Genomic DNA, 24,806 nt, shown 5'->3' with positions numbered 1-24,806 from the left:
GGGGCCATCGCAACCTCGCTAGAAGAGCGACATCTGGCCAGCGGCAGCAGCTTGGCGGATCGGCTTCGGAATGGCCTGCGGCGGCGCATCGATCTCGGCCGATGGACTGTCGGCCGCCACCTGGTCGACGTGGATCTCGTCCGTGGCCGCCGGCGCCTGCAGTAGCGCCCGAGCGCCCTCCTCCGCTTCGCGACGGCGAAGCCGCGTGCCCCAGCCGCCCAGGATGTGTGCGGGCGTAAACCACTGCTCCCGGCACTCGCCCGTGAGGCCGTTGCCATGAATCACCACGGCCGGCACGTGCAAGAGCGCCAGCTGAATGAATGTCATATGCACGCAGCGCTGATCGATGTCGATTGCAGTCGCGTGCATGCACTGCTGATAGTTCAGCTGCGCATCGTGCATCGCGTGCGCCGCCGCGATCAACATACCGCCGGCGCCGCAGGCGGGCTCCAGTACGCGGACGAACCCCTGTGCGCTCGTCTTATCGACCAGATCCTGGCCATTGCCCATCATCATGTTGCCCATCAGGCGCGACACCTCATACGGCGTGAAGAACTGGCCGGCGCCCGCGTTGCCCATGTCCAGCATCATGAACGTGCTCCCCAGCACGTCGCCAAAGTCTGCTGCCTGAACCCGGACCTCGTATGCCATGACCAGGTGCGAGAACGCTTGGACGAATTGTTCGACTTCGGCTCGCTCGTACTGAGCGATCACCTGCAGGTAGCGCTGTTCGCGCGCCTCGCGCTGCGCCAGGTCTGCACGTGCCAATGCGATCGCGCAGATTTCCACCCAATCGCTCCAGACACGGTCGATGCCGCGCGTACGCGCGACCTGCCGAATGAGACTGACGATTTCCTTCTGATGGGCGTCCGCGCTGTTCAGGAATCGGCGTTGTTGTGCATTTGAGGTTTTGGCCATGTGGTCTCTCCGGTTGCCAGGGCGGGAATGCCCGGAACTTGAGAGGCACGGCGCAGCGCAGCGCTCAAGTGTCGAAGACGGCCAGCGGCCGCAAGTGGCGCCGGCGCAGCCGGCGTCGCGCCGCACTTGAACGCGAGAACGCCGTGGCACACTGACCGGGAATGCAGACCCGCCACCCCGTATGGCTTTCAACGGTCCAACTTCAAAGCGCAGCCGTGCCCCTGCAGCGTCACTTAGCAGGGGCGGAGCCACGATGGCCTGATGGCGCTCAGAAGAAGAAAGGCCCGCCGAAGCGGGCCGGAATGGCGTCAATCGATCGCCGCGAAGATGGCATTTGCCTCGGCGTGTTCGCCGGCGAAGTCGCGCAGGGCGTGGTACTTCTCGGCCAGGTCGTCGCTGCGGTACTGGCTGCACAGTTCGCACAGGGCGTACAGCGTTGCCACGATGCCGGCGGCGTCCGCCGACATTGTCCGGTCGCACCAGTTCATGGGCCATACGATGTGAAGCGTCTCGTAGTCGGCCGGCGCCATGTAGAAGCCGTTCGGGATTTCGTAGTAGTGCCAGTAGCCGCCGCTGTACTCCTGCGACAGGCGATCCAGCCAGTTGTAGACGCTGATTTCTCCGCGCAGCATCAGACGGCTTCCGAAAGACTTGGGGAGAAAGTTCATGCGTTCTCCATCGGGAACCAGGCGTGCGACGGAAAGAGTGGTTTGGGTCATGTCGTGCTCCTCAGAAGTAGGGCCCGGCCGGGTGGCGGGACGGGAGCACTGGCGCCCTGCGGAACAAGCGCCGGGGGCAAGGGGACGTGGAATATAAAGCGAGCGCAGCGAGCGGCTATATGCCGCGAAAGCCCCTTGCGCCAGGTGCGCGCAGGGCAAAGATGCGCCCAAGGCCTGACACCAGCGCCAGGCCCGGCGCTGCAGGTCAGGGCATGATGCCTTTCTCTGCGAACGAGACGATCTTGCTGCCGCCCACGACCAGGTGATCGAGTACGGTGGTGCCGACCAAGGCAAGTGCATCTTTGAGCTGACGCGTGATGCTGATGTCGGCCGTGCTCGGCTCGGCATGACCGCTCGGATGGTTGTGCGCCAAAATCACGCTCGCCGCGTTGTGCGCCAGCGCAGCCTTGACGATCTCGCGAGGGTAGACAGGCGCGCTGCTCAACGTGCCACGGAACGGTTCTTCGTATGCGATCAATTCGGCGCGCGGGTTCAGGTACATGATGCCGAACACCTCGTGCTCCAGGCTTCGGTTCAATCGCAGCTGCAGGAACTCGCGCACGAGCTTTGGCGAATCCATGAGTTGGCCCCGCTGGATCTCCTGCAGGACGACCTCACGTGCCGCAGCGAGGATCTCTTTCGGCGCAGCCGGACGCACGGCGCCAGCGGAATCCTGTACGAAGAGCGCGCCGGCGGCGTGATCGTTGGTGTTGAACGCGATGGAATACTGCATTGCTGGATCTCCAGTGCCGGGCGGGATTGCCCGGCGATCCTGGGATACGCTGCAGCGGAGCGGTCAAGTGGCCCGCCGGCCCCTGGCCGCAAGCGGCGCCGGCACCGCCGGCGTTGCGCAGCACTTGACGGCGAGAACAGCGTGTCATGATCGCCAAAGACGCAAGACTGCCCCCTCTCCCCGAGGGTTGGCCACCTTCAGTACGGCACGCGCGCGCCTATACTGGCCAGACATCTGCATTCACAGAGGTGATCGATGTGCGGTCGAATCGTTCAGAAATCGGGTCCGCTGGACTACGTTGAGCGGATCTTTACCAACCAGAGCCAGATCTTCGCGGACCCGACGGGGCCGCGATTCAACATACCCCCGGGCACGCGCCCGCTCACTTTGCATCGCCTGGCTGAAGGCACCGAGGCCATGGGCAGGCTGCCGTGGGGATACAAGCGTCCCGACTCCAAACACTTCATGAGCAACGCGAAGCTGGAGACCATCCTGAAGAACGGATGGCCCTGGCGCTTTCTCATCGGAGCTGGCCGCATTCTGGTGCCGGCAGACGGCTGGTACGAGTGGCCCGTGCTTGCGGACGGCACGAAGCAGCCCCACTACATCCACGGTGATGGCCCGCTCTACTTCGCCGCGTTGACGGCCTGGTCGCCCGGCGCGCCGTTGGATGCCGCACATGGTTTTGCGATCGTGACCAACGATACGAAGGGGGGGATGGTGGACATCCACGCCAGGCGGCCTGTGGCGCTGCCGCCGGATGTCGCTCGGCGATGGGTTGACCCTTCCTGTCCATTGACAGATGCGCGTGCGCTGTTGAAGGACTGCCTGCCCGAGGACGCCTTCACCTGGCACCCTGTACGGCAAGAAGTTGGAAATTCTAAATACCAACTGCCGGACGCTATCGATCCGGTCTGAAGGCCGGTTCGGTCAGGCCTTGGCTTGGTGTTCGTACAGCGCCAGCGCACCCTCAAAAGACGCCCTCATCCCGATCAACCTACCCGCCTCTCCGCGTGTGTGCCAAAGCTCATGCTGATACCGTCCGTCTACCCAGACCCGGCAGATGGTCCAGCCAGGGGGACCTGCCCAGTAATAGTCATCGGCGCGCCGCCACTCGGAATCATCCATAGCTCTGTCCCCCATCGGCTCCCAAATCGGGGGCATATGGCGCAAATTCTAGGCATGTTTATACTGTATGTCCATACAGTATTGTTCCGGTCATGCCGTTCAACCCGCCCCTTCCGCTCGCACAGCTGCGCGCCATTCAGAACCGCCATCGCGGCCCGGATGGCAAGATAAATGATGCGGACGTCCTCGCCCTACTGCTGGAGGTCAAGCGCTACCGGTCCTTTGTCCTGCGCACGAAGCAGCTGTCGGGCGAATTCAAGCGTCCTTCCGGCGTGCTGGCACCCGTCTATGACGAATGGTGGGAAACCTTGGTGGCGGAACCATGCGTGGCCGAGCAGGAGCAGATGATTCGGGAACTGCTCGAAGGACCTTTCAAGCCTCGCAAGGGGATGGAGCCGCGATAAGCCCCCCGCCCAGTACCAGGGCTCCATTGTTCCAAACGGCGTTTCATCGCATACTAGTCCCGCGCATCTTTTGGAGGGCGAAAGCCATGCTCGACGACATCCAGAAGCAGGGCGCGGAGGCAGCCCGCAAGGGTTTGAGCCTTTTGAACTGCCCGTATCTGAAGGCGGACGCTATGCCAGGACATACAGGGGAATCTCCCGGCGAATGGCTCAAGCGAGTGAATGCCTGGGAAGAAGGCTGGAAGAAAGAGTCGGCGCAACGCGGGGCCAATCCATCCGCCAATCCGTTTGCAGTCTCCGTCGCCAAGAGGCGACCGGACAGCTGCAATCCGGCCACCTAAGCGACCGACCGAACAAGCGCCCCGAATGGGGCGCTTTTGCTATGTCCTTCCTCGTTTAGCCGCTAAACAGGTAAGCCGCCTCTACAGGACCAGAGTTTCGTTTGGACATATCATGTGATATTCAATTTCCTCGCTATCACATGCCTACACCTCTCTTGAGTTTGCTCCGCTGCACGGGTTACTGGATCACAGCGACCCTGGGCGCGATGGTTCACTACGGATTTGTGGTCCCGTGGCAAGGGATCTTGCGGCCGTTGTCGGGAACTCCCTTTGTCCTTTGCGCCTTTGTGATGGTTGCCAGGTCGAGGGTCCGACCGTGGCTGGGGATGCTGGTGGCGGTCGGAGTCATTTCCGCTGCGCTGGTCTTCACAGTCATACTCGACCAAGGTTTGAACGCGTGGGCGGCGGTGGCGGTACCTCTAAGTGCCGTCACCCTCGGTCGACTGTTGCACAACCATCACGGCCGGATCCTCGTGGTGAGCAACCAGGGACGTGGAATTTGGTCTGTGCATCTGAACCTCCTCAAGGCGAAGCATCCCACGGCACTGTGGAGGGGGGTGTTCCGGGAATTAGAGAATGTTGTTCGTATGGCGAAGGCAGCCGGGGCAGTCGAACTGAGGTTTACGTCTCCACTGCTGGTCAACGACACAACAGCAGGGCGGCTGGACCGAAAGTTGAGGAAGGCGCTGTCTAAGTGTGACCTCACTGCCGAAGTGACATTGGCAGATCCCAAGCCCATGGGCGTGAGCGGCACCGGCCTCATTCATGTTTACCTGGCACGCCAGCGCGGACTCAAAGCCACGCGACAAGTCTATGAAGACGCGCCGTGGAACATCAAAACAAGAGCGATCACTTTCCAGATTACGCCGGCGCCGCACCCTTTTCCTCCAGCCGAGCCTCAGCATTGTTTCGGTGGTGCCGGCGTTTCCCAACACGGCTCAACGCAGGATGGCAGGGCGGCGGTCGCAGCGTCCTCTGGATCTGCACGTTGATCCTGGCCAGGAAAAGCGTCCTTTGTGTTTAGCGGCTAAACAGCGCGAGGCCAGATTGGGAACGAGAGTTGCTGCACGGAGGTTTCTTGTTCCAAAGGAGCCAACATGTCCGATGATCTCAACAACCGTGGGCCGCAGGACCGGTCTCGCATCAATGTCAACGAGCCTCACGAGCTTCGCTACTGGACCAAAGAGCTGGGCGTGACTGAATCGCAGCTGCGCGCAGCGGTTAAAGCCGTTGGAGTGTCGGTGAGCGCAGTGCGTACGCATCTGAGCAAGTAGAAATCGGGCCGGCACACGCGTGTCGGCCCTGTTCACTTGAGCGACCCGAAATGTCGGATTCCCTGAAAAAATACCGCGAAAAGCGCAACTTTGCGGTGACCTCGGAACCGGCAGAAGGCGGTCTGGCTAATGAAGCCGCGCGAGCATTTGTCATCCAAAAGCACTGGGCCAGTCGGCTTCATTACGACTTACGCCTGGAACTCGACGGCGCGATGAAAAGCTGGGCTGTGCCAAAAGGGCCGTCGTATGACCCGACCGTTAAGCGTATGGCGGTCCAGGTCGAAGACCACCCTATTGCCTATAACGAGTTCGAAGGCGATATTCCAAAGGGGGAATACGGCGCAGGCAAGGTCATCATCTGGGACGAAGGCGTTTGGACGCCCGTGGGGGACCCTCGCCGGGGATACAAGTCAGGACACCTGAAGTTCGACCTGGAGGGGTCAAAGATGCACGGGCGCTGGGCGCTGGTGCGTCTGCACGGCAAGGAAGACGAAAAGCAGCCTCCGTGGTTGCTCATAAAGGACAGAGACGCCTTCGCGCGTGGCAGTCACGAATTCAGCGTTGTCGACGAGCTGCCGGACAGTGTTGTACCCCTTCGTAAGAAAAAGAAGCGCACCGCCAAGCAAGCCCCGAGGAAGGATCCTCCCACTGCGTCGACGCTACCGGGGCAGGAGACCGATATGCCGGGGTCACTCAAGCCACAGCTGGCCACGCTCGTCGACGGTATCCCACGCGGCGGGGACGACTGGCTGTACGAGGTGAAGTTCGACGGATATAGGATGCTGGCCAGGATCGACGGCCCGAACGTCAAGCTGTTCACGCGGAACGGTCACGACTGGTCTGCAAAGATGCCACATTTGGTTCAAGCCCTGCGCGGCCTTCCTGCGCAGTCTGCATGGATCGATGGTGAGATCGTCGTCCTTGCTGACAATGGCGTGCCCAGCTTCCAGGCCTTGCAGAACGCCTTCGACGGCAAGCGCACAAAGGACATCGTCTTCTATGCGTTCGATCTGCCCTACATCGCCGGCCGAGACATCCGTAGCGAGCCGTTGCGATTGCGCCGAGATTTGCTCGCGCAGCTCATCGCCGCCAGCAAGGACGATCGGATCCGTTTCAGCGAGGCGTTTAATGCGTCACCATCAGATCTGATCGCGTCTGCTTGCCGCATGGGTTTGGAGGGAATCATGGGCAAGCGGCAGTCCGCGCCATACGTCTCCAGGCGCACCGACGACTGGGTCAAGATTAAGTGTGCTCAACGGCAAGAGTTCATCATCGTTGGGTATACCGCGCCAAAGGGCGGCCGCGTCGGATTCGGTGCTCTGCTGCTCGGAGTCCATGATGAACCCAGAGGCATTCGATATGCAGGCAGCGTGGGCACGGGCTTTGACGACCGCGGCCTGGCCGAACTGCATAAAAAACTGATGGCCTTGGTCCAAAAGGCTAGTCCGCTCACTGTCGGAAAGCCCAAGTCCGCCCGGGACGTTCGCTGGGTAAAGCCTACGCTGGTATGCGAGGTATCGTTTGGTGAATGGACGGAAGGTGGCCACGTGCGGCATGCAACGTTTCGCGGCCTTCGCACCGACAAGCCACCTCAATCGATTACGCGAGAGGTGCCCCTGCCTGCTGGCGCGGTAGAGGCTCATGCCACGGCTGAAGAGGCCACCGATGAGCTCAAGCCGCGTGGAGCAGGCAGTAGGCCAAAGCCTGGAAAGCTGTCCAATCCGGACCGGGTGATCGATCCCTCAACCGGCCTGACGAAACTTGATCTGGCGCGGTACTACGGCCTAGTCGCCCCGTTGCTGCTGGCACACCTGAAAGATCGCCCTGTGTCCTTTGTGCGTGCACCGAGCGGCATACAAGGACAACTGTTCTTTCAGAAGCACCTTGATGCCGCAATACCTGGCGTGACGGCACTGCCGGAAAAACTACATCCAGGCCATCCGGCGCTGCTCGAGGTCCCGACGCAAGAAGCAATCATGTCGGCCGCGCAGATGAACGTGGTCGAGTTTCACACCTGGAATGCCGTCAAGAGCGCCATAGGCAAGCCGGATCGGTTGATCCTAGATCTGGATCCTGGTGAAGGCGTGACCTGGCAGGCGGTCCAACAAGGTGCCCAGCTGGTGCGAGTGCTGCTGGACGGCATCGGCTTGGCCGGATGGCTCAAGACGAGCGGCGGTAAAGGGCTGCACGTGGTGATCCCGGTGCGTAGGCAATACGACTGGGACACCGTCAAGGGGTTTTCCGAGACGGTGGTACGGCATCTGGCACGCACGCTACCGCAGATTTTCGTCGCGAAAAGTGGCCCTAAGAACCGGGTGGGAAAGATCTTCGTGGATTACCTGCGCAATGGCTTTGGAGCAACAACGGCGTCGGCCTGGTCTGCTCGCGCCAGGCCTGGGCTGGGCGTCTCCGTTCCGCTAGCTTGGGATGAACTACCCAAGGTGACCGGCGGCGCGCAGTGGACTATCGCCAACATACACAATCGGCTCGACGTCGCAAACTCGCCGTGGGATGACTATCTGCCCCAATCACTGGGAAAAGCGATGAAGGCCATTGGTTATGAAAGGCGGTAGTGGCTGCTTTAGCGGCTTGGCCGCTTGGCTTGGCTTCCGCGCAACGACAGGCATTAGTATCTACGGGGGCCTGTTTAGAAGTTATGTATCTTATGGCTGCTTGATGGGGGCCGGTGGGTATGTGGGAGAAGCGCGGGTAGCCGGTGGGCATACCCTGTGGTCAAGCGCGTGGTCAGGCGGAGCCTGTCCACCGTTTGTCCATCAGCGGTTGTCCACGGGCCGAGCAGAGCGAGCCGGGCGGTCGCGCAGCGATCATCCACATATCCACGGGTTCGGATAAACGTGTTTCGAATTGGATGTTTAGCGGCTAAACCGGGCCGGAATGCCTGCAACCGGCCATGAGCAGTCGTTGCGATCAGGTGAGCCCAAACGCAGTTGCTGATCTTGATCAAGACCTTGCCGAGCGTCCCCGGCGAGCCTGTCTCAACGGCTGCGACACAGTTTCCGATTTGGCTCGCTGGCGACGCTTTACGCTCGGGAGCACTGACCAACGTGATGCCCGAAATCTCAGGCGGAACTATGCCGATAAAACGTAATCTGGCAGAAGACTTGGCACTTGCCACCAAGGTCAAGGTCGCGGTGAAGGCACTATCAGAGTTTGCGAAACTTCAGCCAGACGGTTTCGACGCGCTGTCGCTGCGTCAGTAGGGAAACAGCTTTTGTGCACGCAAGTTTCCGGCCACGACCGCCCGCGCACTACGTCACGAACGTACCTCGGCCTGGAATCACTTGGACGAGTCCCCGCCGCTCCAGATTCTGGGTGGCTCTGCGAACGGTACTGCGGCTCACGCGAAAGTGGGCAATCAGGCCATTCTCGCCTGGGAGGCACTCACCCGCGATCCAGCGCCCGGCCGCAATCTCCCTCGCCAAGGATGCTTCGACGCAGCTATACAGCAGGATCGGATTGGGAAATACAAGATTCATACTGGGCTTGGGATCGGAGTTCTATCGACGAAGATGCTCCGAAGGCACTTGTTCTGCCGCACGGTCCACTCGCGCCCCATCGGCGCCGGATTGCCCCGTGCTGGTCCTCTCGCAAGGTGCGTCCCGGCCGGAGGCGGCTTCAAACACGCGCGCCACTTCGTTGGGGATTTCTAAGCCAAACAGGTCATATTTCCATCCGCGCTTCGGAGGCCAGCCAACGCCCAGAAGCATCAACTGCCGCTTGTTGTAGCCCCCATTCTGAGTTTGCCATTGAAGCAGCCATTCGTTAGTGATTTTCATATATTACCGCCGCAAAAGATGTCGTTGCATTTCTCAGATCGATGCAGGTCGCCCGGGGCAGTGCCTGGCTTCTTTTCCCGTTGGTCCAACGTCACGTCAAGATATGGATAGGTTAATGCAGCGCGCCGCGTCGCCCAGAAACCGGCCCTATCCGTGTTCCAAAAATCCAGCCTTGCACCTCGTCGCGCCATCCCTTTCTCCAAGCTTCCACATATTCCACTCCTTCGTACGGGGATTGGCAATTAGCCTCGGCCATCATCGGAACGCATAGATATGGGCACTCAAACGAGCTTATTCCGTTTCGGGCCGCCCATGCGCCTTCCCGCTGGATTTCTTCGAACATTGACCACTCGCTAGCACTAAGAGAAATGGAGTATGTTCCTAGGCAACCAGCAATGGGTAAAAAAGTAATGCATGAAGCAATCGCGATATGCGCATATGCGCCCTGGGCTCGCTGCCGCTTCTGAGTACGTGACTTCGACGCGATGGGGTTCCGGCCCGGCCAAATCAGTATGCTAAGAATCTACCCTAGGGTCTTCCTACGTAAGGCGCGCGTCCATACGCAGTCCAATCGTCACCTTCTTCGCGGCGTATCAGCCTCTCGAATTCCGATTTCCCCCGTTCCGATAGTGCCGCGATTTCGACATCGGGGCGGCCGGAGCCGGAGGCCACCCGTTGACGGGCTACAATGAGGAGATTCAGCGATCGCAATTGTGAAAAGGTTTTCGCCTTCTTGACCCAGGGAATCTGGCGCATCCGTACCTGCCGAAGCTCAACAAGCACGTCTCGGTTCGAAAAGATCATATGGATTAATTCCCAATCCCGACAATTGACCAGATGTGGATCTCCGTTTACACAGGTATCCTGGTGTTGCGCCGCGCGCAACTGTTTCTCGCTTGGAATATGGACGTTCTTCGCCTGGTGGGGGAGCGGTGCTTGAAGATGGCTGCGCCAGGGTAAAGCCCTGGCGTTGAGGCCCCCTGCCCGAGCCAAAGCGGGCGCCATGCAGCACGTTCATCAAACTTTCAAGCGAGTACGGCTTTTGCATTACCGGAAAGGGGACGACCTCTCGGTTACTGATGGCGTCACTGTAGCCGCTGGCGAGCACCACCCGTACGTCAGGCCATTGCGCTCGAATACGGCGACCCAATTCAACACCATTCATACCAGGCAGGACGACATCGAGGATCGCGATGTCACAGGCGCCCGTTCTCTCTGTCAGATGCGCCAGCGCGGCCTCCGCATCGAGGAGCCAGGTCGCATCTTGGCCCATGTCCCTTAACATCGAGACCACCACCTCGCCCACCATGCGATTGTCTTCGACCAGCAGGACGCGATTCCGGACCTGCGGGTCATCAGACTGCCGAACGCTCGCATTGCTGGGTTTGGTTGCGGCTTCCGCAGCTGGAAGATAGAGGGTAAAAGTTGTTCCTTGCCCCAGCCGGCTGTCGACTTTCACATCGCCGCCGGACTGCTGGGCGAACCCCTGCACCTGGCTTAGGCCCAGGCCCGAATTTTCGTGCGGGCCTTTGGTTGAGAAGAACGGTTCAAAAATGTGCTTGGCCACCTCATCGTCCATCCCGATGCCCGTGTCCTTAACCGCTACGGCAACGTGCGGCGCATCCAAATCCAGACTCACGCCTAGCGTCGGAGCCCGCGCTATTCCTTGCACCGAAATGGTGAGGCGGCCGCCCGCGGGCATCGCATCCCGGGCGTTGATCACTAGATTCAATAGCGCCGATTCAAGTTGCGCCGGGTCTGCATAGATAGTCGTATTTCCGGGGTCAATCTCGTAGGCTAGGGCAATGGATGACCCAACCGAGGCCTCGAACAGTGGGCGAAGCGATGAAAGGCTGTCACGCACGTCAATTACATGTGGTTTCAGAGGCTGTTTTTTTGCGTATGCCAAGAGTTGTCGGGTAAGTTGTGCCGCCTTCTTCGTAGTGTCAGAAATGATCCCGACATAGCGGATCAGAGAGGCGGGCATGTCCGCCGATCTTTTCAAAAATTCCGCGGAGAACCGGATAGCCGTCAAGAAATTATTGAAGTCGTGGGCAACGCCTCCTGTCAGACGTCCGATTGCCTCCATGCGATGTGCGTGGTGCATCGAATCACGCGCGGCTTGAAGTTCTTCCCGATGTCTTTTCTGCTCGGTGACGTCGCGTGTGATCTTCGCGAAGCCCAGATGTTGACCTTTGTCATCATGGACCGGATCAGTGACAACGCTACACCAGAAGCGAGTTCCATCCTTTCGCACGCGCCAGCCTTCTGCCTCGAAGGGCCCTTCTTTTTTCGCCGTTTCCAGCGCGCGCTGGGGTGCGCCTGAGGCGCGGTCTTCCTCCGTGTAAAAGACAGAGAAATGCTGCCCGATAATTTCCTCTTCTTTATAGCCCTTGAAACGCTCGGCGCCTGGGTTCCAACTGCTGACCCGGCCCTTCGCGTCCAGGAGATATATGGCGTAATCCATCACGGCATCTACAAGCTGTCGATACCGATCTTGTTCGGGACACTCTAACGGTGATTGTGTCATGTTCGTTCTAGATGGTCGAAAATTCGTTCGCGTCCCCGCAGGCGGCATTGTCCAAGCGCCCTGGATGTGATCGTACGCTCGGAGCGCTACATCGAAAATGGTGACAACCCGAACCATGTTCGTCTGCCGGGAAGTGAGCACAAGATCGCTTTCCGCGAGCACATAAGAGTTCTTATTCTTAGCTCTCTCAGAAACGCGTTCAGCCCCCTGTCCTGGGGGCTTTTACCGGGCGCCTTTTATGGGGCGCATTTCTGTCAGCCGACTATTGGCCTCGTGACGGATGTACCTGTAATTTCATGCATGCTATGAATGAGGTGTCACGGGAAGGCGCTGACCGCCGACAAATTGGATCGATCCCGACACGGTCGCGCCATTACAGAAAGGACGAATTATGGCCTCCGGCTCACGGTTGTCCGATGTCATCGTTAAGCTGCCTGATCGATCGACCTGCAGGATAGAAAGGCGTCTGGTCATCGAACGTAGTTCCGAAGCAGCTCCGGTGCATCAATACGTTTGCACTCTCCAGACCGGCGAGACAGTCATCTGGCTCGGGGAGGGCAAATACCGCTTGCCCGATGGCAGCATTGCCGTGGCCGTAGCGCACAAACGTCCTTGAGGCCTACTTCGGCATTAGTCGGCATTGGTGGCCGGATATCGGGGAAACGCTCCGCAGGCCTGTCTGAGATCGAGGCCGACGTAGGTGTGTGTCGGTCTATTCGCTTTCACAGTTTGGTTCTCGCCCATGCCCGATTTTGCGGTGGGTATTCAACCGGTCAGTCGTCAAAGCCGGCTTCCGGCCAGAAAGGCGCCGTTTCCCTAACCTACTTGGGCTGGGACCCGCCGATTGACGTGAACTAGTACGAACGAACCCCATATGCCAGGAACTATGGACGGTTTCGGTCTCTTCTCGTCGCATAGTCGAGCGGTTGCATCAGCCCACGATCCCGTCCTCGCGCTTCTCTTTGTGCTTTGTGCTATCGCTGTGGACGGCTGCAGGCGTGGCGGATTGGTGGTGCCATGGAAAAGCGCGGATCGAACACGATGCTGGCGACTGAGAGTCGCTAATTCACCTGCTCATATTCGCGCAGATGGGGGCAGGCGTACTGGCGTCTTTTCCTCGAATTTAATGCTCTTGTCTTCGCCATCTTGATAGGCCTCTTCACGACGAACAAGGCCACTGCGCTCTGGGACCTTGCGTTCGCATCCGCACGCCGGCACATTCCGCCTATCGAGCGGCAGGTCCACAGCTTTCTCGTCACTCCGCTACTCCCGCTATTGGGCATCGCGCTGCTGGCGGTGAAGTATTGCCCGGTGCTGCTGACGATCACCGACCGGGATGCAGACCGGGCGCTGCGGCTCAACAGCGACCCCATCCAGCTCCGCCACCTGATCGCCGTACTAGGTGGAGCAACATTTTTTGCACTGATGCATTTGCGGAGGAGTTGTGTCGCACATGGCGCGGACGGGTTGGCGCGTAGGCCACAAGTAGCTTTGCGATTGGCTCCGCTTGAAGAGATTTGTAGAAAACTTGCATGGCGTAGGCAGGCAACAAGCAACACCTATTTATTTAAGTATCTTTTGACAGCAGATACAGATACGCCCACTGCTGTGATCGCTTGCCGAATTCCGAGCGCAGTCACTCCTGGAGCCTCCCTCCAGTACAGCAGGTCTCGGTTCTCGTTTACGTATACCCACCGGCGTTCCCATGGAGCAATATTGTTCGGATTTGTCATGACCGTGACCCTCGAAAACTCTTACGATGGACCAGACGTACTGATGTCATAGCGCGCAGTCCGTATCGTTCGGCAACGATGCATTGGAGTTCATTCAGGGCACCAACCAATACTTCAGGCGCAAGTGTCGTACCCGTCCTACGTTTACCGCATGCTCAGAACCCAAAGAGTAGATATAACCTCGCGACAAATATCTTGCGCGGGGGGGTCGCCACGGCCGGTTCACTGCTTCGCACAAATGAGACGGCCCGATCTGCGGGAAACACTAGTCGCGCGGCGCCCTCCTGAGCCTTGGGAACGGCGATTGCGGAATCTTCGAAAGGGGCAATTCCCACCTAGGTATTGAGCCAACTTAAGAAACGCGATTTTCGGCGAGAACCGGGTGGTCAGTTCCCCTAGCGCACCTTCCACCTCCGCCCAGGAGTGGATGCGCCAAACGTCGGAGCCAAGTGAGGCTGCATGCTGCCTAATCTTGCCGGAGGAGCCCGCGCATCCCGATATCTTGAATATGCAAAATCCGTCGCACAAAGGCAGATCGCCCTCCGACCGCCGTGATGCAACGCAGTAACGACGACAAGCCGCTCATTCTGAACGGCCCGCAATCAAGGAAAGATTATGTTCGCGCACAACAAACGACTGCAGTACACGCTACGCGTTACCGAAACGAATCCAGGTTTAGCTAACTTGCTACTGGAACAGTTTGGCGGCCCCCAGGGCGAGCTCGCCGCGGCCTGTCGATACTTCACCCAGGCCTTGGCAGAGGATGACCCGGGAAGGAAAGACATGTTGCTTGATATCGCAACGGAGGAGCTAAGCCACCTCGAAGTGATAGGAACTCTAGTCTCCATGCTTAACAAAGGAGCAAAAGGCATCCTATCTGAAGCGACAGAGTCGGAAGCCGATCTGTACCGACGCCTTAATGGCCCAGGCAATGACTCCCACGTCACGCAAGTGCTGTACGGCGGAGGTCCCGCCCTCGTCAACTCTGGCGGCCAGCTCTGGAACGCCGGTTACATCGACTCTATTGGGGATCCGTCGGCTGACTTGCGCTCGAACATCGCTGCGGAAGCACGGGCCAAGATTATTTACGAACGCCTGATCAACGCTACCGACGATGCTGGCGTAAAGGACGCACTGGGGTTTCTGATGACGCGAGAGATCGCGCATCAGCAGTCATTTGAAAAGGCCTTGTACTCGATGGAACCCAATTTCCCGCCTGGAAAGCTGCCTGGGGACCCACGCTTCACAAATGTGTATTTCAATTTTTCCCAGGGCGAAGGGGATATGCGTGGGTCCTGGAACAGCGACGAGAATTTCACCTTTGTTTCTGGCGGCGACGTTATCGAACCCGTGGACGGCGACGGCAGTGCATCCGTGGGCTTGGATGGCGAGGAGGAGGCCGCGTTGGAAGCCATGATTGTTCGGACACAGTCAGACCCCGACGTCGATCCCACCACCGGTGCAGAGCTAGGTTCCGCCCCCCCGCTGCAGAAAGACAGCATCCTCTGATGGAACTGAAGCACTGAGTCCCGCTCGGCACGGCCCAGATGCGCTCCAAGCGGGAAATTGGGATAGTGTCTGGCGTCGAGCGGAATCGGCGACTCTGGGCTTTCGGGCGGATTGCTTTTCACGATGGCTCTACGCTCGTGATGCTGATTACTTCGGTCGTACATTCTTCAAACTTCGGTAAGGCTTGTCCCTGCTCATCAATTTCAGAGTCATATCCAGCCGACTCGGGACGGAAGAAATGAACGTTGTAGAACGTGTGGCCAATTTCATGCTCGAGAACCAACTGACGCTCGTGACAGCGGAATCCTGCACTGCGGGCCTCATATCAGCAACACTTGCCGACGTGCCCGGGGCAGACAGTCTGCTGGAATGCGCTTTTGTGACCTATTCCGTTGAGGCGAAAAGGCGCTGCCTGGGGGCCCCGCAATCCATTCTGTCGACGCACAACTTAACTAGCGAAGCCGTGGCGCGCGCTATGGCCCTCGGAGCAGCGCGCAACAGTTCCGCGAATGTCGCCGTCGCCAATACGGGCGTCACGGATGACACCGATGACCGAATTCCCGCTGGTAGCCAGTGCTATGCATGGGTGTTCAAGCAGGGCCAGGCGGACGCCAGCCCGACGGTCTACCCAGCGACGAAGCGCTTCTCCGGCGGTCGCAACTGCATACGTCAAGCTAACGCCGAATTCGCGTTGGCAGGCATTGTCGAGAGTTTTCTGCTTTGCCGCTCATCTGGCCGTTTGTAATCCGCTTCAAGCATCCGAGGAGATCCTCATGGTCGAAACGCAACATCAGCGACACCGACGCCACCACACTCCGACGCACGCCAGGCAACGCGCCATCTCACGCGCACTGGGGGTTTCCCTTGCCTTCGACGCGGCGTCAGAGCTTGACCGCCGAACCGCCTTCCTGGAGAGCATACTTGAGAAGTCAGGCAAGGCGGGCTACGTGTTGGGGATTAGTGGCGGAGTGGATTCGCTGGTGGCGGGAAGGCTCGCGCAGTTGGCTGTACGGCGCCTGCGCGACTGCGGCCGGCACGCGTTCTTTGTGGCGGTCCGCCTACCATACGGGCACCAACAGGATGAACAAGACGCCGCGCTCGCGTGGACTTCATTGCGCCCGACCATTGCATTCAGGTCGACATTAAGATGGCGGTCGACGCACAGTGCGAAGCCCTCAGCGCATCCGGCCTGATCATTGCGGACCCCGACGTGGAAGTTTTCACCGTGGGCAATATGAAGGCTCGGCAACGGATGTTCGCGCAATACGCGATCGCAGGCGCGCAGGACAGCCTAGTCATTGGCACGGACCAAGCCGCAGAAGCGCTGATGGGATTCTTCACCAAGCACGGCGATGGTGCGGCAGATCTCGTGCCGTTGCGCGGCGTAACGAAGAGGCGCGTACGGGCGCTGGGGATCATGCTTGGCGCGCCGGCAAGGTTGATCACCAAAGGGCCTACTGCCGATCTGGCGTCGCTTCAGCCCTTGCGCCCCGATGAAGAAGCGCTCGGGGTGACCTACGACGAGATCGACGATTTTCTTGAAGGGCTACGCGTCCGCCCGGACGCGCTCGCTACCATCCTCAAGCAGTATGACGCCACTGCCCACAAGTGCGCGGAACCTGCCGCACCCATGCCCGCCAGTCAAGTTAGGGCGCCAGCACCACCTTGATGCAGCCGTCTTCCTTGTCCCGGAACGTCTTGTACAAGTCCGGACCGGACTGCAGTTTTCCGTGGTGCGTGATGACAAAAGAAGGGTCGATGCGCCCTTCGACAATCATCTGCAAGAGCTCGTCCGTCCAACGCCGAACATGCGTTTGGCCCATGCGCCACGTTAGGCCCTTGTTCATCGAGGCTCCAAACGGGATCTTGTCGATCAGCCCGCCATAGACGCCCGGCACCGACAGCACGCCACCCGGCCGGTACACGTAGATCATTTCACGCAGGACGTGCGGGCGATCGGTCTCTGCGCCCACCGCCTGCTTGACTCGGTCGTACATCGATTCCATCGTGCTGCTGGAGTGCGATTCCATGCCCACGGCGTCGATGCATTTCTCGGGCCCTTTACCCTGGGTCAGCGACTGCAACCGGTCAATAACGCTTTCCGCTTCGAAATTGATAGGGATCGCGCCGCCATCACTGGCCATCTTCAAACGCTCGGGTACAGAATCGATGCAAATGACCTGCTTGGCGCCCAGCAGCATGGCGCTGCGCACGGCCATCTGCCCCACCGGCCCCGCGCCCCAGATGGTGACGGTGTCAGTGGGTTGGATATCGCACTGCATCGCCGCCTGCCAGCCCGTGGGAAAGATATCGCCCAGGAATAGCGCTTGATCATCGGACAGATTGGAGGGCACCTGGACGTGCGTGGTGTTCGCATAGGGCACCCGCACAAACTCTGCCTGGCCCCCCGCGTAGCCGCCGGTCAAATGGCTGTAGCCGAACAGTCCGGCCGTGGTGTGGCCGAACATTTTCGCGGCCTGCTCCGCGTTGCGGTTGGAGCGCTCGCATAGCGAGAAATTGCCGCGCTGGCATTGCTCGCATTGTCCGCAAGTAATGATGAAGGGAATGACGACGCGATCCCCAACCCGAAGGCTGGTGGCCTCTGTACCGGTCTCGACCACTTCTCCCATGAACTCGTGGCCGAGCACATCCCCGGATTTCATCGACGGCATGAAGCCGTCGAACAAGTGCAGATCTGACCCGCAAATGGCGCAGGCACTGACCTTGATGATCGCGTCCTCGGGATGCTCGATGATTGGATCTGGAACGGTGTCGTACCGCACATCGTGTTTGCCATGCCAACAAAGTGCTTTCATGTGGAACCCCTTGAACGTGCAATCGCACGGTTGCGACTGCTGGAAGAATTCAGCAGCGCGGGTTGTCCTGCATCACCGGCTGCATCAAGCTTTCGATCGGGAAGCCTTCGCTTTCAACACGCTGATATTGCCGTCGGCCTCCATATACGCACGATGAACGTCAGCAAGGTCCTCTACGCCTTTCAGCCGCAGCTCGCTCATCAGTTCATCTTCCGTGATGTATTCGCGGCGCAAGTTTCTTCTCACTACGACCCCGTCATGGACGAGGCACACTTTTTCTGACATCAATAGCCGGCCGATCGGTTTGAAGAAAAACCCCACCCGATCCACCACGACCGTCCATCCGACGATAGTGGACACCAGCACCAATCCATCGACAACGGACGTGTATTCCCCGGCCATTGCATTTTGTGCAGCGTCGGCTATCAGTACGAGTACGAGCATGTCTGCAACACCGAAGGAGCCGACGTCACGCCTACCCGCGATTCGGAGCAGCACGAAAATAAACCAGTACACGATTGTGCCGCGCACAAAGATTTCGAACGGAGAAATCGAAAATGTGAACATCGCCGGCCAGTCGGGGCTCATGGCTGCGTCCTTAAAGTTGTCTTCGCGATTGAGCGACCTGCGTCGCAATTGCCGTTCCCAAATTTTTGAATACTGGTTCGGCCCCAATCGTGACGAGTGGGAATGGGGTTTGCTGTAGGGCTGGGTATGTCGAATCACATCGGCCATTTTCAGTCGACGTACTCCAGGAGGAATTCATGAAGAAGCATTTTTTCCCAGCCGCAATCCTAGCCGTCAGTGTTTTGGCAGTGGGCGGCGCGACGCAGGCGCAGACGACCGCCGCGCCCCCCCCGCAAGTGCCGGCATCGGCGAATAAGCTCGACAGCGAAGACCGTGGCTTTCTCAGCGACGCGGCTCAATCTGGTCACCTCGAAATCGAGGGCAGTAAGTTGGCGCTGGAAAAGTCTGCGAACGCCGACGTCAAGAAGTTCGCGCAGACCATGATTAATGATCACACCGAAGTGGGACAGAAATTGGCCGTGCTTGCCAAAAGCAAAGGCTATGAGCCGCCCACCGAACCATCCTTGGTTCAAAGCGCCAAGTTAAAAGCGCTTGGATTGCGCGATGAGGGCTTTGACAAAGCGTATAGCGGAGAGATCGGTGTTTCGGCACATGAAGAGGCCGTCAAACTCTTTGAAAATGCCTCTCGCGAAGCCAAAGACCCGGAAGTCAAAAAGTTCGCTGCCGATACGCTTCCCAACTTGAAGCATCACTTGGAGCAGGCCAAGGCGCTGCAGCAAGGCGTTGAATCCAAGGCCAAGTAATGCCGGCGTGCACGCGGGGGCAACCTCGTCCCGGCCACGCTACCGACAGCAGCGTTTTTCCCACAGGAGCTCGCAATGACCCAAAAAACCCTGAAGGACCTGTTTATTCACGAACTCTCGGACATCTACAGCGCCGAGAAGCAGCTTACTCGTGCCTTACCCAAGATGGCCCGCGCTGCAACCGACCCGGCGCTCGCCGAGGCGTTCACCTTCCACCTGGAAGAAACACGGGGGCAGGTCGAACGTATCGACAAGATCGTCGAGACCGCGGACTTCCGTTTGAAGCGCGTGAAGTGCGCCGCCATGGAGGGACTGGTGGAGGAAGGAAGTGACGTGATTGACGACGTGGAAAAGGGCCCGGTGCGGGACGCGGGGCTAATTGCCGCGGCGCAGAAGGTCGAGCATTACGAAATTGCCAGTTACGGAACCTTGTGCACCTTCGCCAAGCAGCTCGGCATGAACGACGCAGTGAAGCTACTAAAGGAGACACTGGCCGAAGAAAAGGCGACAGATGAAAAGCTTGGCTTGCTTGCTCTGCAGCAGACTAATGCTGAGGCGGCACGGGCAGGGAAAGAGAAGTAACCCGCCCCTACCGTAGTCCGCTACTCGCCACCGCAAGAGATGTCTCATGACCACAGACGCGCGCATTGCCACCAGGATGACGGCGCTGCGCGCCTGCATGTGGATGTTCCTTGTGCTGGCGGGAATTACAGGCACCTATCACGGCTGGCGGGTCCTCAGCGCGCACCACCAACATGTAAGCGACGCGTTACTGGGCGGTCTAGTTGCCGGTGGCGCCACGGCGCTTGGTGCGTTGCCCGTGTGGTTCTGTCAGACGCTATCAGGCAAGCTGCAAGACAGCCTGCTGGGATTCGGCGCCGGCGTCATGCTGGCCGCCAGCGCCTTCTCCCTGGTAATGCCCGCCGTTGCCGCTGCGGGCGATCTCGGCATGGGAACTTGGACGGCAGGGCTGGTCGTGGGCGGTGCGATTCTGCTTGGGGCGGCCGCCCTGCTGGTGCTAGATCAAAGCGTGCCGCACGAGCACTTCATCAAGGGCAGGGAAGGCACCGACCCTCGCACCTTGCGCCGCGCCTGGCTGTTTGTTTTCGCCATCACATTGCATAACCTGCCCGAGGGTTTGGCGATCGGCGTAGGCTACGCCGGGACGGACGCGCTGCGCGCCAGCGCGCTGGCTATCGGCATTGCCATTCAGGACGTGCCCGAGGGCCTAGTGGTGGCCGTCGCATTGCGCGCTGCCGGCTACGGCCGCGGCTTCGCCACGGCTATCGGTATGGCCACCGGCCTGATCGAGCCAGTAGGCGCGGTAATCGGCGCCGCGTTGATCGGGGTGTCCGCGCAACTCTTGCCTTGGGGCCTGGGATTTGCCGCAGGTGCCATGCTATTCGTGGTTAGCCACGAAATCATCCCGGAATCGCATCGCAAGGGCCACGAGGCGTGGGCAACTTGCGGCCTCATGTTGGGCTTTGTATTGATGACCTTGTTGGATACGGCGCTAGCGTAGCAAGCGCTTAGGATTGGCAACGCCGAATTCAAGGTTCCCGTCGCAATCAGCATCAGCTCATGCCGTGCTACTTGCGGCCAAGTTCCATTGTGGCCCGGTAAAACCCTTCTTTGCTGCCGCAGTCATAACGCACACCTTCGTACTCATAGCCGAATACCCGACGTTCCTTCAGCAGCGCCGCAATCGCATCCGTCAACTGAATTTCGCCGCCCACGCCTGGCTGCGTAGCTTCAAGCATGGCGAAAAAATCTCTGGTTCGAGAATGTAGCGGCCCACCACGGCCAAGTCGGTGGGCGCGTCCTCCGGCTTCGGCTTTTCTACCATGCCAGAAAGACGCAGTACGTCATGGGCCTTATTCACGCCGGAAACAATTCCGTATTGGCCAGTGTGCTCGTGGCCCTCCTGCTGGATCGCCAATACGCTACCGTGGAATTCGCGCGCAATTTTTAATCATCTCGCCGATCACCGGCATTTCCGCGTCGATCATGTCATCCGCAAGCAACACGGCAAAAGGCTCATTGCCGATGATGGACGCCGCACTCAACACCGCATGTCCCAGGCCCAACGGCGCAGACTGGCGCGTGTATACGCAATGCACGGAGTCCGGAATGACATTACGGACCACGTCCAGGAGCGCTTGCTTGTTCTTCAGTTCGAGGTCGCGTTCCAAATTCCGGGACGCGGTCAAAGTGATCTTCGATTGCGCACTTGTTGCGCCCGGTCACGAAGATAAGCTCAGTGATGCCCGCCGCCACCGCTTCCTCCACGGCATACTGAATCAAAGGTTTGTCGACGACAGGCAGCATTTCTTTGGGCATTGCCTTGGTGGCCGGTAGAAACGCGTTCCAAGCCCAGCAACGGGGAACACTGCTTTACGAATCGGAAGCATGGCATCACCTTTGCGCAGAACCTAAGATTTGTATGCTTTATATACACGCACGTCACGTGCCAAACCTACGCGCGTGATCGCCTCCAATGCGAATATAAACCCCGCTCATCACCGGTAAATTCGACCGGTGACCACCTGGGCGGTTTGTAGTTTATGCATTTCCCCTGGAACCTAGCCCTGCCCCACCATGCCATCCTCCAAATTCTTCCACCCTCAAACCAATTCCGGCAGCTGAGGCCATGCGCTCAGTCCGGGTTGTGGCCCGCGCCAAGGGGTCGAAAAGCGTAGGCGGCGCGCGAGTAGGCAGTGGTTCACAGTCGTTGTCGACGATGGAACTATCCACCCATCTCGTCCTCGTGCCGTCACGCGCACCGCGCCATTTCCAAAGCGGGACGTTTGATCAGACTTGGGAACGCCCTGTGCTAGCGAATGGCGGTTCGATAGTTAATTAGGTGAACGATATGGAACGCGAGGATCTCCTCGCCCAAATGCTCTCCCGGCCTGCAAGGTCTAGTCGCTTCGATGACTGGGCAGATGTGCTTGGCGAGTTTGCCAACTGCCTGGCCTTCTCGAGTGGCAAATTGTCCCAGGGCGAGATCGATAGCTTTATTAATGTGGGTGCGGCCTTCTACCGGACCCTGGCCCGCGCCGAAGCATACCGGCGGGAATCGGTTTGGGGAAAGGAATGAGATGCAGAGGTACTTCGCGGCGTCCTTGGCACGCTGCTTGCGAAGACGCAGGTTGATCGTAACCCGTCATTTGGAGTCCCCATGGGTATCATCGAATCACCGAATGGCGACACTCCCCCCGCTCGCCCGTACGCCGCTCCAGAGTTATACGCGGGGAGTGCATGGCTGTCGCGCGAGCGCCCCGCGCTACTGTGCTTTTCCCATTTGCGCTGGAATTTTGTTTACCAGCGGCCACATCACTTGATGACGCGCTTCGCACAGTCCCATGCGGTTTACTACATCGAAGAGCCCGTCTGGGAAGAGGACGCGCACGATGGCTGGCTGAAGTCGAATTCCACTAACGGCGTCATCGTCATAACGCCTCACGTGGCGCGCCAGACCGCTGTCCAAGACCTGCGCCGGTTGCTGAAGGAATGGGTCCACGCCAATGACCTCGCCGCACCCGTAGTCTGGTATTACACTCCCATGAGCTTGCCCTACGCCGAAGACATAGAGGCCGCCCTGGTGGTGTACGACTGCATGGACGAACTCTCTGCATTCCGCGGCGCGCCGCCAGAACTTATCGCACTGGAACGACAGCTCCTCGCCCGCGCAGACGTGGTTTTCACGGGCGGCCACAGCCTGTATGAGGCAAAGCGCAAGCTGCATCCGAACGTGCATGCGTTCCCCAGCAGCGTGGACAAAGCACATTTTTCTCGCGCAAGGACTGCCGCACGCATTCCTGCCGACTTGCTGTCAATCCCGTCGCCGCGACTGGGCTTTTACGGCGTGGTAGACGAGCGCTTCGACATCGACCTGTTGGCCGAAGCAGCGTCGCTGCGACCCGATTGGCATTTCGTCCCGGTTGGGCCGGTCGTCAAGATTGATCCTGCAACATTGCCACAGGCGTGCAACATCCATTACCTGGGGGCTCGCGGCTACGATCAGTTGCCCGATTATCTGGCGGGCTGGGATGTTGCGCTGATGCCTTTCGCGCTTAACGACTCCACGCGCTACATCAGCCCTACCAAGACACCTGAATATTTGGCGGCGGGCAAGCCCGTCGTCTCGACCCCCATCGCGGACGTCGTAAGCACCTACGGTCAATGTCCCATCGTTCACATCGCGTCGGACGCGCCGGCCTTTGTCGAGGCGATTTCGCGTGCGCTGCTGTCCGCGAAGGATCTCGACGCGCTTGCCGAGCACGCCGATCGGGCGCTGTCGGGTATGTCGTGGGACCACAGCTGGGAAGGCATCTGCGACGCCATGAACCGCACATGGAGAAGCTCCACCCAGGACAATCGGCCCCCGCCGGAAGCACCCGCCCACCGTCCGCTGCCGTGCAGGCCCGCGCCACTTCATTACGACTGCCTCATCGTCGGGGCTGGCTATGCGGGCAGCGTGGTAGCGGAAAGACTGGCCCAAGGCAGCGGCAAGCGCGTCATGGTGGTGGATCGCCGTCCGCACATCGCGGGCAACGCGTACGACTTCTACAACGAAGCCGGGTTGCTTGTGCATCGTTACGGGCCACATATCTTTCACACGAACTCCGAGAAGGTTTTGCAGTATCTTTCCCGCTTCACCGAATGGCGTCCCTACGAACATCGGGTGCTGGCCCAGACAGATGGCGCGCTTGTTCCAATGCCCATCAACCTCACAACGCTGGAACGATTGAACGGGCGCAGCTTCACACCCGCCGAGGCCGAGCACTTCCTGCAGGCTGTGGCCGAGCACACACCGCTCGTCGTCAGCGCCGAGGACTACGTGGTCGCGCAGGTGGGCCGCAGCCTCTACGAGAAGTTTTTTCGGGGCTACACGCGCAAGCAATGGGGGCTGGACCCCTCGCAATTGGACCGCTCGGTTGCGGCTCGGGTGCCCACGCGCCTGTCGCGCGACGACCGCTACTTTACCGACCGCTACCAATGCATGCCGCTCAAGGGCTACACGCGCATGTTCGAGCGCATGCTGGATCACCCGAACATCTCGTTGGCCCTCGGCATGGAATTCGAGGAGGCAAAATCGGCGTTCACCTATGACGTACTGGTTTATACCGGCCCCATCGACGAGTACTTTGACCACTGCTACGGCCCGCTGCCGTACCGGTCGCTCAAGTTCAGGCACGAAACGCTCAATCAAGAGTGGCACCAACCCGTGGGCGTCGTGAACTATCCGTCGGAAGACACCCCATTTACCAGGATCACGGAATACAAGCACCTGACCGGCCAGCGCCATTCGCAGACAGCCGTGACCTACGACTACCCCACTGCGGAGGGTGACCCGTACTACCCCGTCCCGCGACCCGAAAATGCGGCGCTGTTCAGGCGATATCAGGAACTCGCGGATGCAGTCCAGGGCGTGCACTTCGTAGGACGCCTGGCGACGTATCGCTACTACAACATGGACCAGGTCGTCGCCCAGGCTTTGTCCGCCTACGAGCGGATGGCCGCCCAGTACACAGAGCGGCCCAGCGCGCTCGTCGCCGGATGATCCGGCC

At 59.5% G+C, this 24,806-nt stretch carries 24 protein-coding genes and 2 pseudogenes; 15 read left to right on the top strand and 11 right to left on the bottom strand.

Annotated elements, in window-relative coordinates; genetic code table 11:
- Positions 1-18: 18 nt before the first annotated feature.
- From HV765_RS30235 to radC, 3 genes are all read right to left on the bottom strand, one after another.
- The gene (locus HV765_RS30235) at positions 19-918 is read right to left on the bottom strand and encodes an N-6 DNA methylase (protein ID WP_175171931.1); all 900 of its coding nucleotides are present in this window, start codon (positions 916-918) and stop codon (positions 19-21) included.
- Between the two features lie 308 nt (positions 919-1,226).
- Complete coding sequence (locus HV765_RS30230) at positions 1,227-1,637, bottom strand: antirestriction protein (RefSeq protein ID WP_175171930.1); 411 nt, start codon at positions 1,635-1,637, stop codon at positions 1,227-1,229.
- A gap of 205 nt (positions 1,638-1,842) precedes the next feature.
- Positions 1,843-2,370, bottom strand: a complete 528-nt coding sequence (gene radC, locus HV765_RS30225) for a RadC family protein (protein WP_175171928.1) — start codon at positions 2,368-2,370, stop codon at positions 1,843-1,845.
- Positions 2,371-2,625: 255 nt separating this feature from the next.
- Here radC and HV765_RS30220 point away from each other — a divergent pair, with 255 nt between their 5' ends.
- The 7 genes from HV765_RS30220 to HV765_RS30190 all read left to right on the top strand — a co-directional run bounded on the left by HV765_RS30220 (position 2,626) and on the right by HV765_RS30190 (position 8,738).
- Positions 2,626-3,288: an SOS response-associated peptidase gene (locus tag HV765_RS30220; protein WP_175171926.1), complete on the top strand. Its 663-nt coding sequence runs from the start codon at positions 2,626-2,628 to the stop codon at positions 3,286-3,288.
- Positions 3,289-3,590: 302 nt separating this feature from the next.
- Positions 3,591-3,902 carry a hypothetical protein gene (locus HV765_RS30215; RefSeq protein WP_175171924.1) on the top strand — a complete coding sequence of 104 codons (312 nt, stop codon included), beginning with the start codon at positions 3,591-3,593 and terminating at the stop codon, positions 3,900-3,902.
- Positions 3,903-3,988: 86 nt separating this feature from the next.
- Complete coding sequence (locus HV765_RS30210; protein ID WP_175171923.1) at positions 3,989-4,243, top strand: CrpP-related protein; 255 nt, start codon at positions 3,989-3,991, stop codon at positions 4,241-4,243.
- 326 nt (positions 4,244-4,569) lie between these two features.
- Positions 4,570-5,235: a hypothetical protein gene (locus tag HV765_RS30205; protein WP_175171921.1), complete on the top strand. Its 666-nt coding sequence runs from the start codon at positions 4,570-4,572 to the stop codon at positions 5,233-5,235.
- Positions 5,236-5,340: 105 nt separating this feature from the next.
- The gene (locus tag HV765_RS30200) at positions 5,341-5,517 is read left to right on the top strand and encodes a DUF3606 domain-containing protein (RefSeq protein ID WP_083447496.1); all 177 of its coding nucleotides are present in this window, start codon (positions 5,341-5,343) and stop codon (positions 5,515-5,517) included.
- Between the two features lie 50 nt (positions 5,518-5,567).
- On the top strand, positions 5,568-8,090 hold the full coding sequence (ligD, locus tag HV765_RS30195; RefSeq protein ID WP_175171919.1) for a DNA ligase D: 2,523 nt from the start codon (positions 5,568-5,570) through the stop codon (positions 8,088-8,090).
- 384 nt (positions 8,091-8,474) lie between these two features.
- Positions 8,475-8,738 carry a type 2 periplasmic-binding domain-containing protein gene (locus HV765_RS30190; RefSeq protein WP_175171917.1) on the top strand — a complete coding sequence of 88 codons (264 nt, stop codon included), beginning with the start codon at positions 8,475-8,477 and terminating at the stop codon, positions 8,736-8,738.
- 48 nt (positions 8,739-8,786) lie between these two features.
- Here the strand turns inward: HV765_RS30190 and HV765_RS30185 are convergent, their stop codons facing one another.
- From HV765_RS30185 to HV765_RS32285, 5 genes are all read right to left on the bottom strand, one after another.
- Complete coding sequence (locus HV765_RS30185; RefSeq protein WP_175171915.1) at positions 8,787-9,014, bottom strand: GntR family transcriptional regulator; 228 nt, start codon at positions 9,012-9,014, stop codon at positions 8,787-8,789.
- Positions 9,015-9,035: 21 nt separating this feature from the next.
- Positions 9,036-9,314 carry a hypothetical protein gene (locus tag HV765_RS30180; RefSeq protein ID WP_175171913.1) on the bottom strand — a complete coding sequence of 93 codons (279 nt, stop codon included), beginning with the start codon at positions 9,312-9,314 and terminating at the stop codon, positions 9,036-9,038.
- Positions 9,315-9,426: 112 nt separating this feature from the next.
- On the bottom strand, positions 9,427-9,657 hold the full coding sequence (locus HV765_RS32290; protein WP_420840199.1) for a CrpP-related protein: 231 nt from the start codon (positions 9,655-9,657) through the stop codon (positions 9,427-9,429).
- A 429-nt stretch (positions 9,658-10,086) separates the two neighbouring features.
- Positions 10,087-11,844, bottom strand: a complete 1,758-nt coding sequence (locus HV765_RS30175; RefSeq protein ID WP_175171912.1) for a PAS domain-containing sensor histidine kinase — start codon at positions 11,842-11,844, stop codon at positions 10,087-10,089.
- Positions 11,845-13,403: 1,559 nt separating this feature from the next.
- On the bottom strand, positions 13,404-13,577 hold the full coding sequence (locus tag HV765_RS32285) for a DUF3606 domain-containing protein (RefSeq protein ID WP_175171910.1): 174 nt from the start codon (positions 13,575-13,577) through the stop codon (positions 13,404-13,406).
- Between the two features lie 615 nt (positions 13,578-14,192).
- Between HV765_RS32285 and HV765_RS30165 the strand changes: the two genes are divergently transcribed.
- The 3 genes and pseudogenes from HV765_RS30165 to nadE all read left to right on the top strand — a co-directional run bounded on the left by HV765_RS30165 (position 14,193) and on the right by nadE (position 16,755).
- Positions 14,193-15,086: a manganese catalase family protein gene (locus HV765_RS30165; protein ID WP_175171909.1), complete on the top strand. Its 894-nt coding sequence runs from the start codon at positions 14,193-14,195 to the stop codon at positions 15,084-15,086.
- A 238-nt stretch (positions 15,087-15,324) separates the two neighbouring features.
- The gene (locus HV765_RS30160) at positions 15,325-15,831 is read left to right on the top strand and encodes a CinA family protein (protein ID WP_175171907.1); all 507 of its coding nucleotides are present in this window, start codon (positions 15,325-15,327) and stop codon (positions 15,829-15,831) included.
- Between the two features lie 28 nt (positions 15,832-15,859).
- Positions 15,860-16,755: pseudogene (nadE, locus tag HV765_RS30155) on the top strand (ammonia-dependent NAD(+) synthetase).
- On the opposite strand, the gene HV765_RS30150 reads toward nadE, so the two are convergent.
- Together HV765_RS30150 and HV765_RS30145 are read right to left on the bottom strand one after the other, a co-directional pair.
- On the bottom strand, positions 16,733-17,902 hold the full coding sequence (locus HV765_RS30150) for a zinc-dependent alcohol dehydrogenase (protein WP_175171906.1): 1,170 nt from the start codon (positions 17,900-17,902) through the stop codon (positions 16,733-16,735). The pseudogene nadE and the gene HV765_RS30150 sit on opposite strands and share 23 nt — an antisense overlap.
- An 84-nt stretch (positions 17,903-17,986) precedes the next feature.
- The gene (locus HV765_RS30145) at positions 17,987-18,490 is read right to left on the bottom strand and encodes a DUF421 domain-containing protein (protein WP_175171905.1); all 504 of its coding nucleotides are present in this window, start codon (positions 18,488-18,490) and stop codon (positions 17,987-17,989) included.
- 176 nt (positions 18,491-18,666) lie between these two features.
- On the opposite strand from HV765_RS30145, the gene HV765_RS30140 reads away from it, so the two are divergent.
- From HV765_RS30140 to HV765_RS30130, 3 genes are all read left to right on the top strand, one after another.
- Complete coding sequence (locus tag HV765_RS30140) at positions 18,667-19,233, top strand: DUF4142 domain-containing protein (RefSeq protein WP_175171903.1); 567 nt, start codon at positions 18,667-18,669, stop codon at positions 19,231-19,233.
- Between the two features lie 75 nt (positions 19,234-19,308).
- Positions 19,309-19,815, top strand: a complete 507-nt coding sequence (locus HV765_RS30135) for a YciE/YciF ferroxidase family protein (RefSeq protein WP_175171901.1) — start codon at positions 19,309-19,311, stop codon at positions 19,813-19,815.
- A 103-nt stretch (positions 19,816-19,918) separates the two neighbouring features.
- Positions 19,919-20,755 (top strand): ZIP family metal transporter, encoded by an 837-nt coding sequence (locus HV765_RS30130; RefSeq protein ID WP_420840200.1) that lies wholly within the window; start codon positions 19,919-19,921, stop codon positions 20,753-20,755.
- Between the two features lie 67 nt (positions 20,756-20,822).
- Here HV765_RS30130 and galU read toward each other — a convergent pair.
- A pseudogene (gene galU / locus HV765_RS30125) lies at positions 20,823-21,644 on the bottom strand (UTP--glucose-1-phosphate uridylyltransferase GalU).
- A 461-nt stretch (positions 21,645-22,105) separates the two neighbouring features.
- On the opposite strand from galU, the gene HV765_RS30120 reads away from it, so the two are divergent.
- Positions 22,106-22,333, top strand: a complete 228-nt coding sequence (locus HV765_RS30120; protein ID WP_175171897.1) for a DNA-3-methyladenine glycosylase — start codon at positions 22,106-22,108, stop codon at positions 22,331-22,333.
- A gap of 81 nt (positions 22,334-22,414) precedes the next feature.
- Positions 22,415-24,799 carry a UDP-galactopyranose mutase gene (glf, locus tag HV765_RS32145; RefSeq protein ID WP_217483405.1) on the top strand — a complete coding sequence of 795 codons (2,385 nt, stop codon included), beginning with the start codon at positions 22,415-22,417 and terminating at the stop codon, positions 24,797-24,799.
- The last annotated feature ends 7 nt before the right edge of the window (positions 24,800-24,806 follow it).

It is taken from the genome of Achromobacter kerstersii (assembly GCF_902859595.1).
In the GTDB taxonomy this organism is placed as follows: Bacteria; Pseudomonadota; Gammaproteobacteria; order Burkholderiales; family Burkholderiaceae_B; genus Achromobacter; species Achromobacter kerstersii.
Note: the sequence above shows the minus strand (reverse complement) of the source record. Positions and strands in the feature narration are given on the sequence as shown.

Bases quoted from the DNA above. Each gene is read 5' to 3' on its own strand.
- HV765_RS30235 (WP_175171931.1), bottom strand. From the start codon at position 918: ATGGCCAAAACCTCAAATGCACAACAACGCCGATTCCTGAACAGCGCG.
- HV765_RS30230 (WP_175171930.1), bottom strand. From the start codon at position 1,637: ATGACCCAAACCACTCTTTCCGTCGCACGCCTGGTTCCCGATGGAGAA.
- radC (WP_175171928.1), bottom strand. From the start codon at position 2,370: ATGCAGTATTCCATCGCGTTCAACACCAACGATCACGCCGCCGGCGCG.
- HV765_RS30220 (WP_175171926.1), top strand. From the start codon at position 2,626: ATGTGCGGTCGAATCGTTCAGAAATCGGGTCCGCTGGACTACGTTGAG.
- HV765_RS30215 (WP_175171924.1), top strand. From the start codon at position 3,591: ATGCCGTTCAACCCGCCCCTTCCGCTCGCACAGCTGCGCGCCATTCAG.
- HV765_RS30210 (WP_175171923.1), top strand. From the start codon at position 3,989: ATGCTCGACGACATCCAGAAGCAGGGCGCGGAGGCAGCCCGCAAGGGT.
- HV765_RS30205 (WP_175171921.1), top strand. From the start codon at position 4,570: ATGCTGGTGGCGGTCGGAGTCATTTCCGCTGCGCTGGTCTTCACAGTC.
- HV765_RS30200 (WP_083447496.1), top strand. From the start codon at position 5,341: ATGTCCGATGATCTCAACAACCGTGGGCCGCAGGACCGGTCTCGCATC.
- ligD (WP_175171919.1), top strand. From the start codon at position 5,568: ATGTCGGATTCCCTGAAAAAATACCGCGAAAAGCGCAACTTTGCGGTG.
- HV765_RS30185 (WP_175171915.1), bottom strand. From the start codon at position 9,014: ATGAATCTTGTATTTCCCAATCCGATCCTGCTGTATAGCTGCGTCGAA.
- HV765_RS30180 (WP_175171913.1), bottom strand. From the start codon at position 9,314: ATGAAAATCACTAACGAATGGCTGCTTCAATGGCAAACTCAGAATGGG.
- HV765_RS32290 (WP_420840199.1), bottom strand. From the start codon at position 9,657: ATGTTCGAAGAAATCCAGCGGGAAGGCGCATGGGCGGCCCGAAACGGA.
- HV765_RS30175 (WP_175171912.1), bottom strand. From the start codon at position 11,844: ATGACACAATCACCGTTAGAGTGTCCCGAACAAGATCGGTATCGACAG.
- HV765_RS32285 (WP_175171910.1), bottom strand. From the start codon at position 13,577: ATGACAAATCCGAACAATATTGCTCCATGGGAACGCCGGTGGGTATAC.
- HV765_RS30165 (WP_175171909.1), top strand. From the start codon at position 14,193: ATGTTCGCGCACAACAAACGACTGCAGTACACGCTACGCGTTACCGAA.
- HV765_RS30160 (WP_175171907.1), top strand. From the start codon at position 15,325: ATGAACGTTGTAGAACGTGTGGCCAATTTCATGCTCGAGAACCAACTG.
- HV765_RS30150 (WP_175171906.1), bottom strand. From the start codon at position 17,902: ATGAAAGCACTTTGTTGGCATGGCAAACACGATGTGCGGTACGACACC.
- HV765_RS30145 (WP_175171905.1), bottom strand. From the start codon at position 18,490: ATGAGCCCCGACTGGCCGGCGATGTTCACATTTTCGATTTCTCCGTTC.
- HV765_RS30140 (WP_175171903.1), top strand. From the start codon at position 18,667: ATGAAGAAGCATTTTTTCCCAGCCGCAATCCTAGCCGTCAGTGTTTTG.
- HV765_RS30135 (WP_175171901.1), top strand. From the start codon at position 19,309: ATGACCCAAAAAACCCTGAAGGACCTGTTTATTCACGAACTCTCGGAC.
- HV765_RS30130 (WP_420840200.1), top strand. From the start codon at position 19,919: ATGTTCCTTGTGCTGGCGGGAATTACAGGCACCTATCACGGCTGGCGG.
- HV765_RS30120 (WP_175171897.1), top strand. From the start codon at position 22,106: ATGGAACGCGAGGATCTCCTCGCCCAAATGCTCTCCCGGCCTGCAAGG.
- glf (WP_217483405.1), top strand. From the start codon at position 22,415: ATGGGTATCATCGAATCACCGAATGGCGACACTCCCCCCGCTCGCCCG.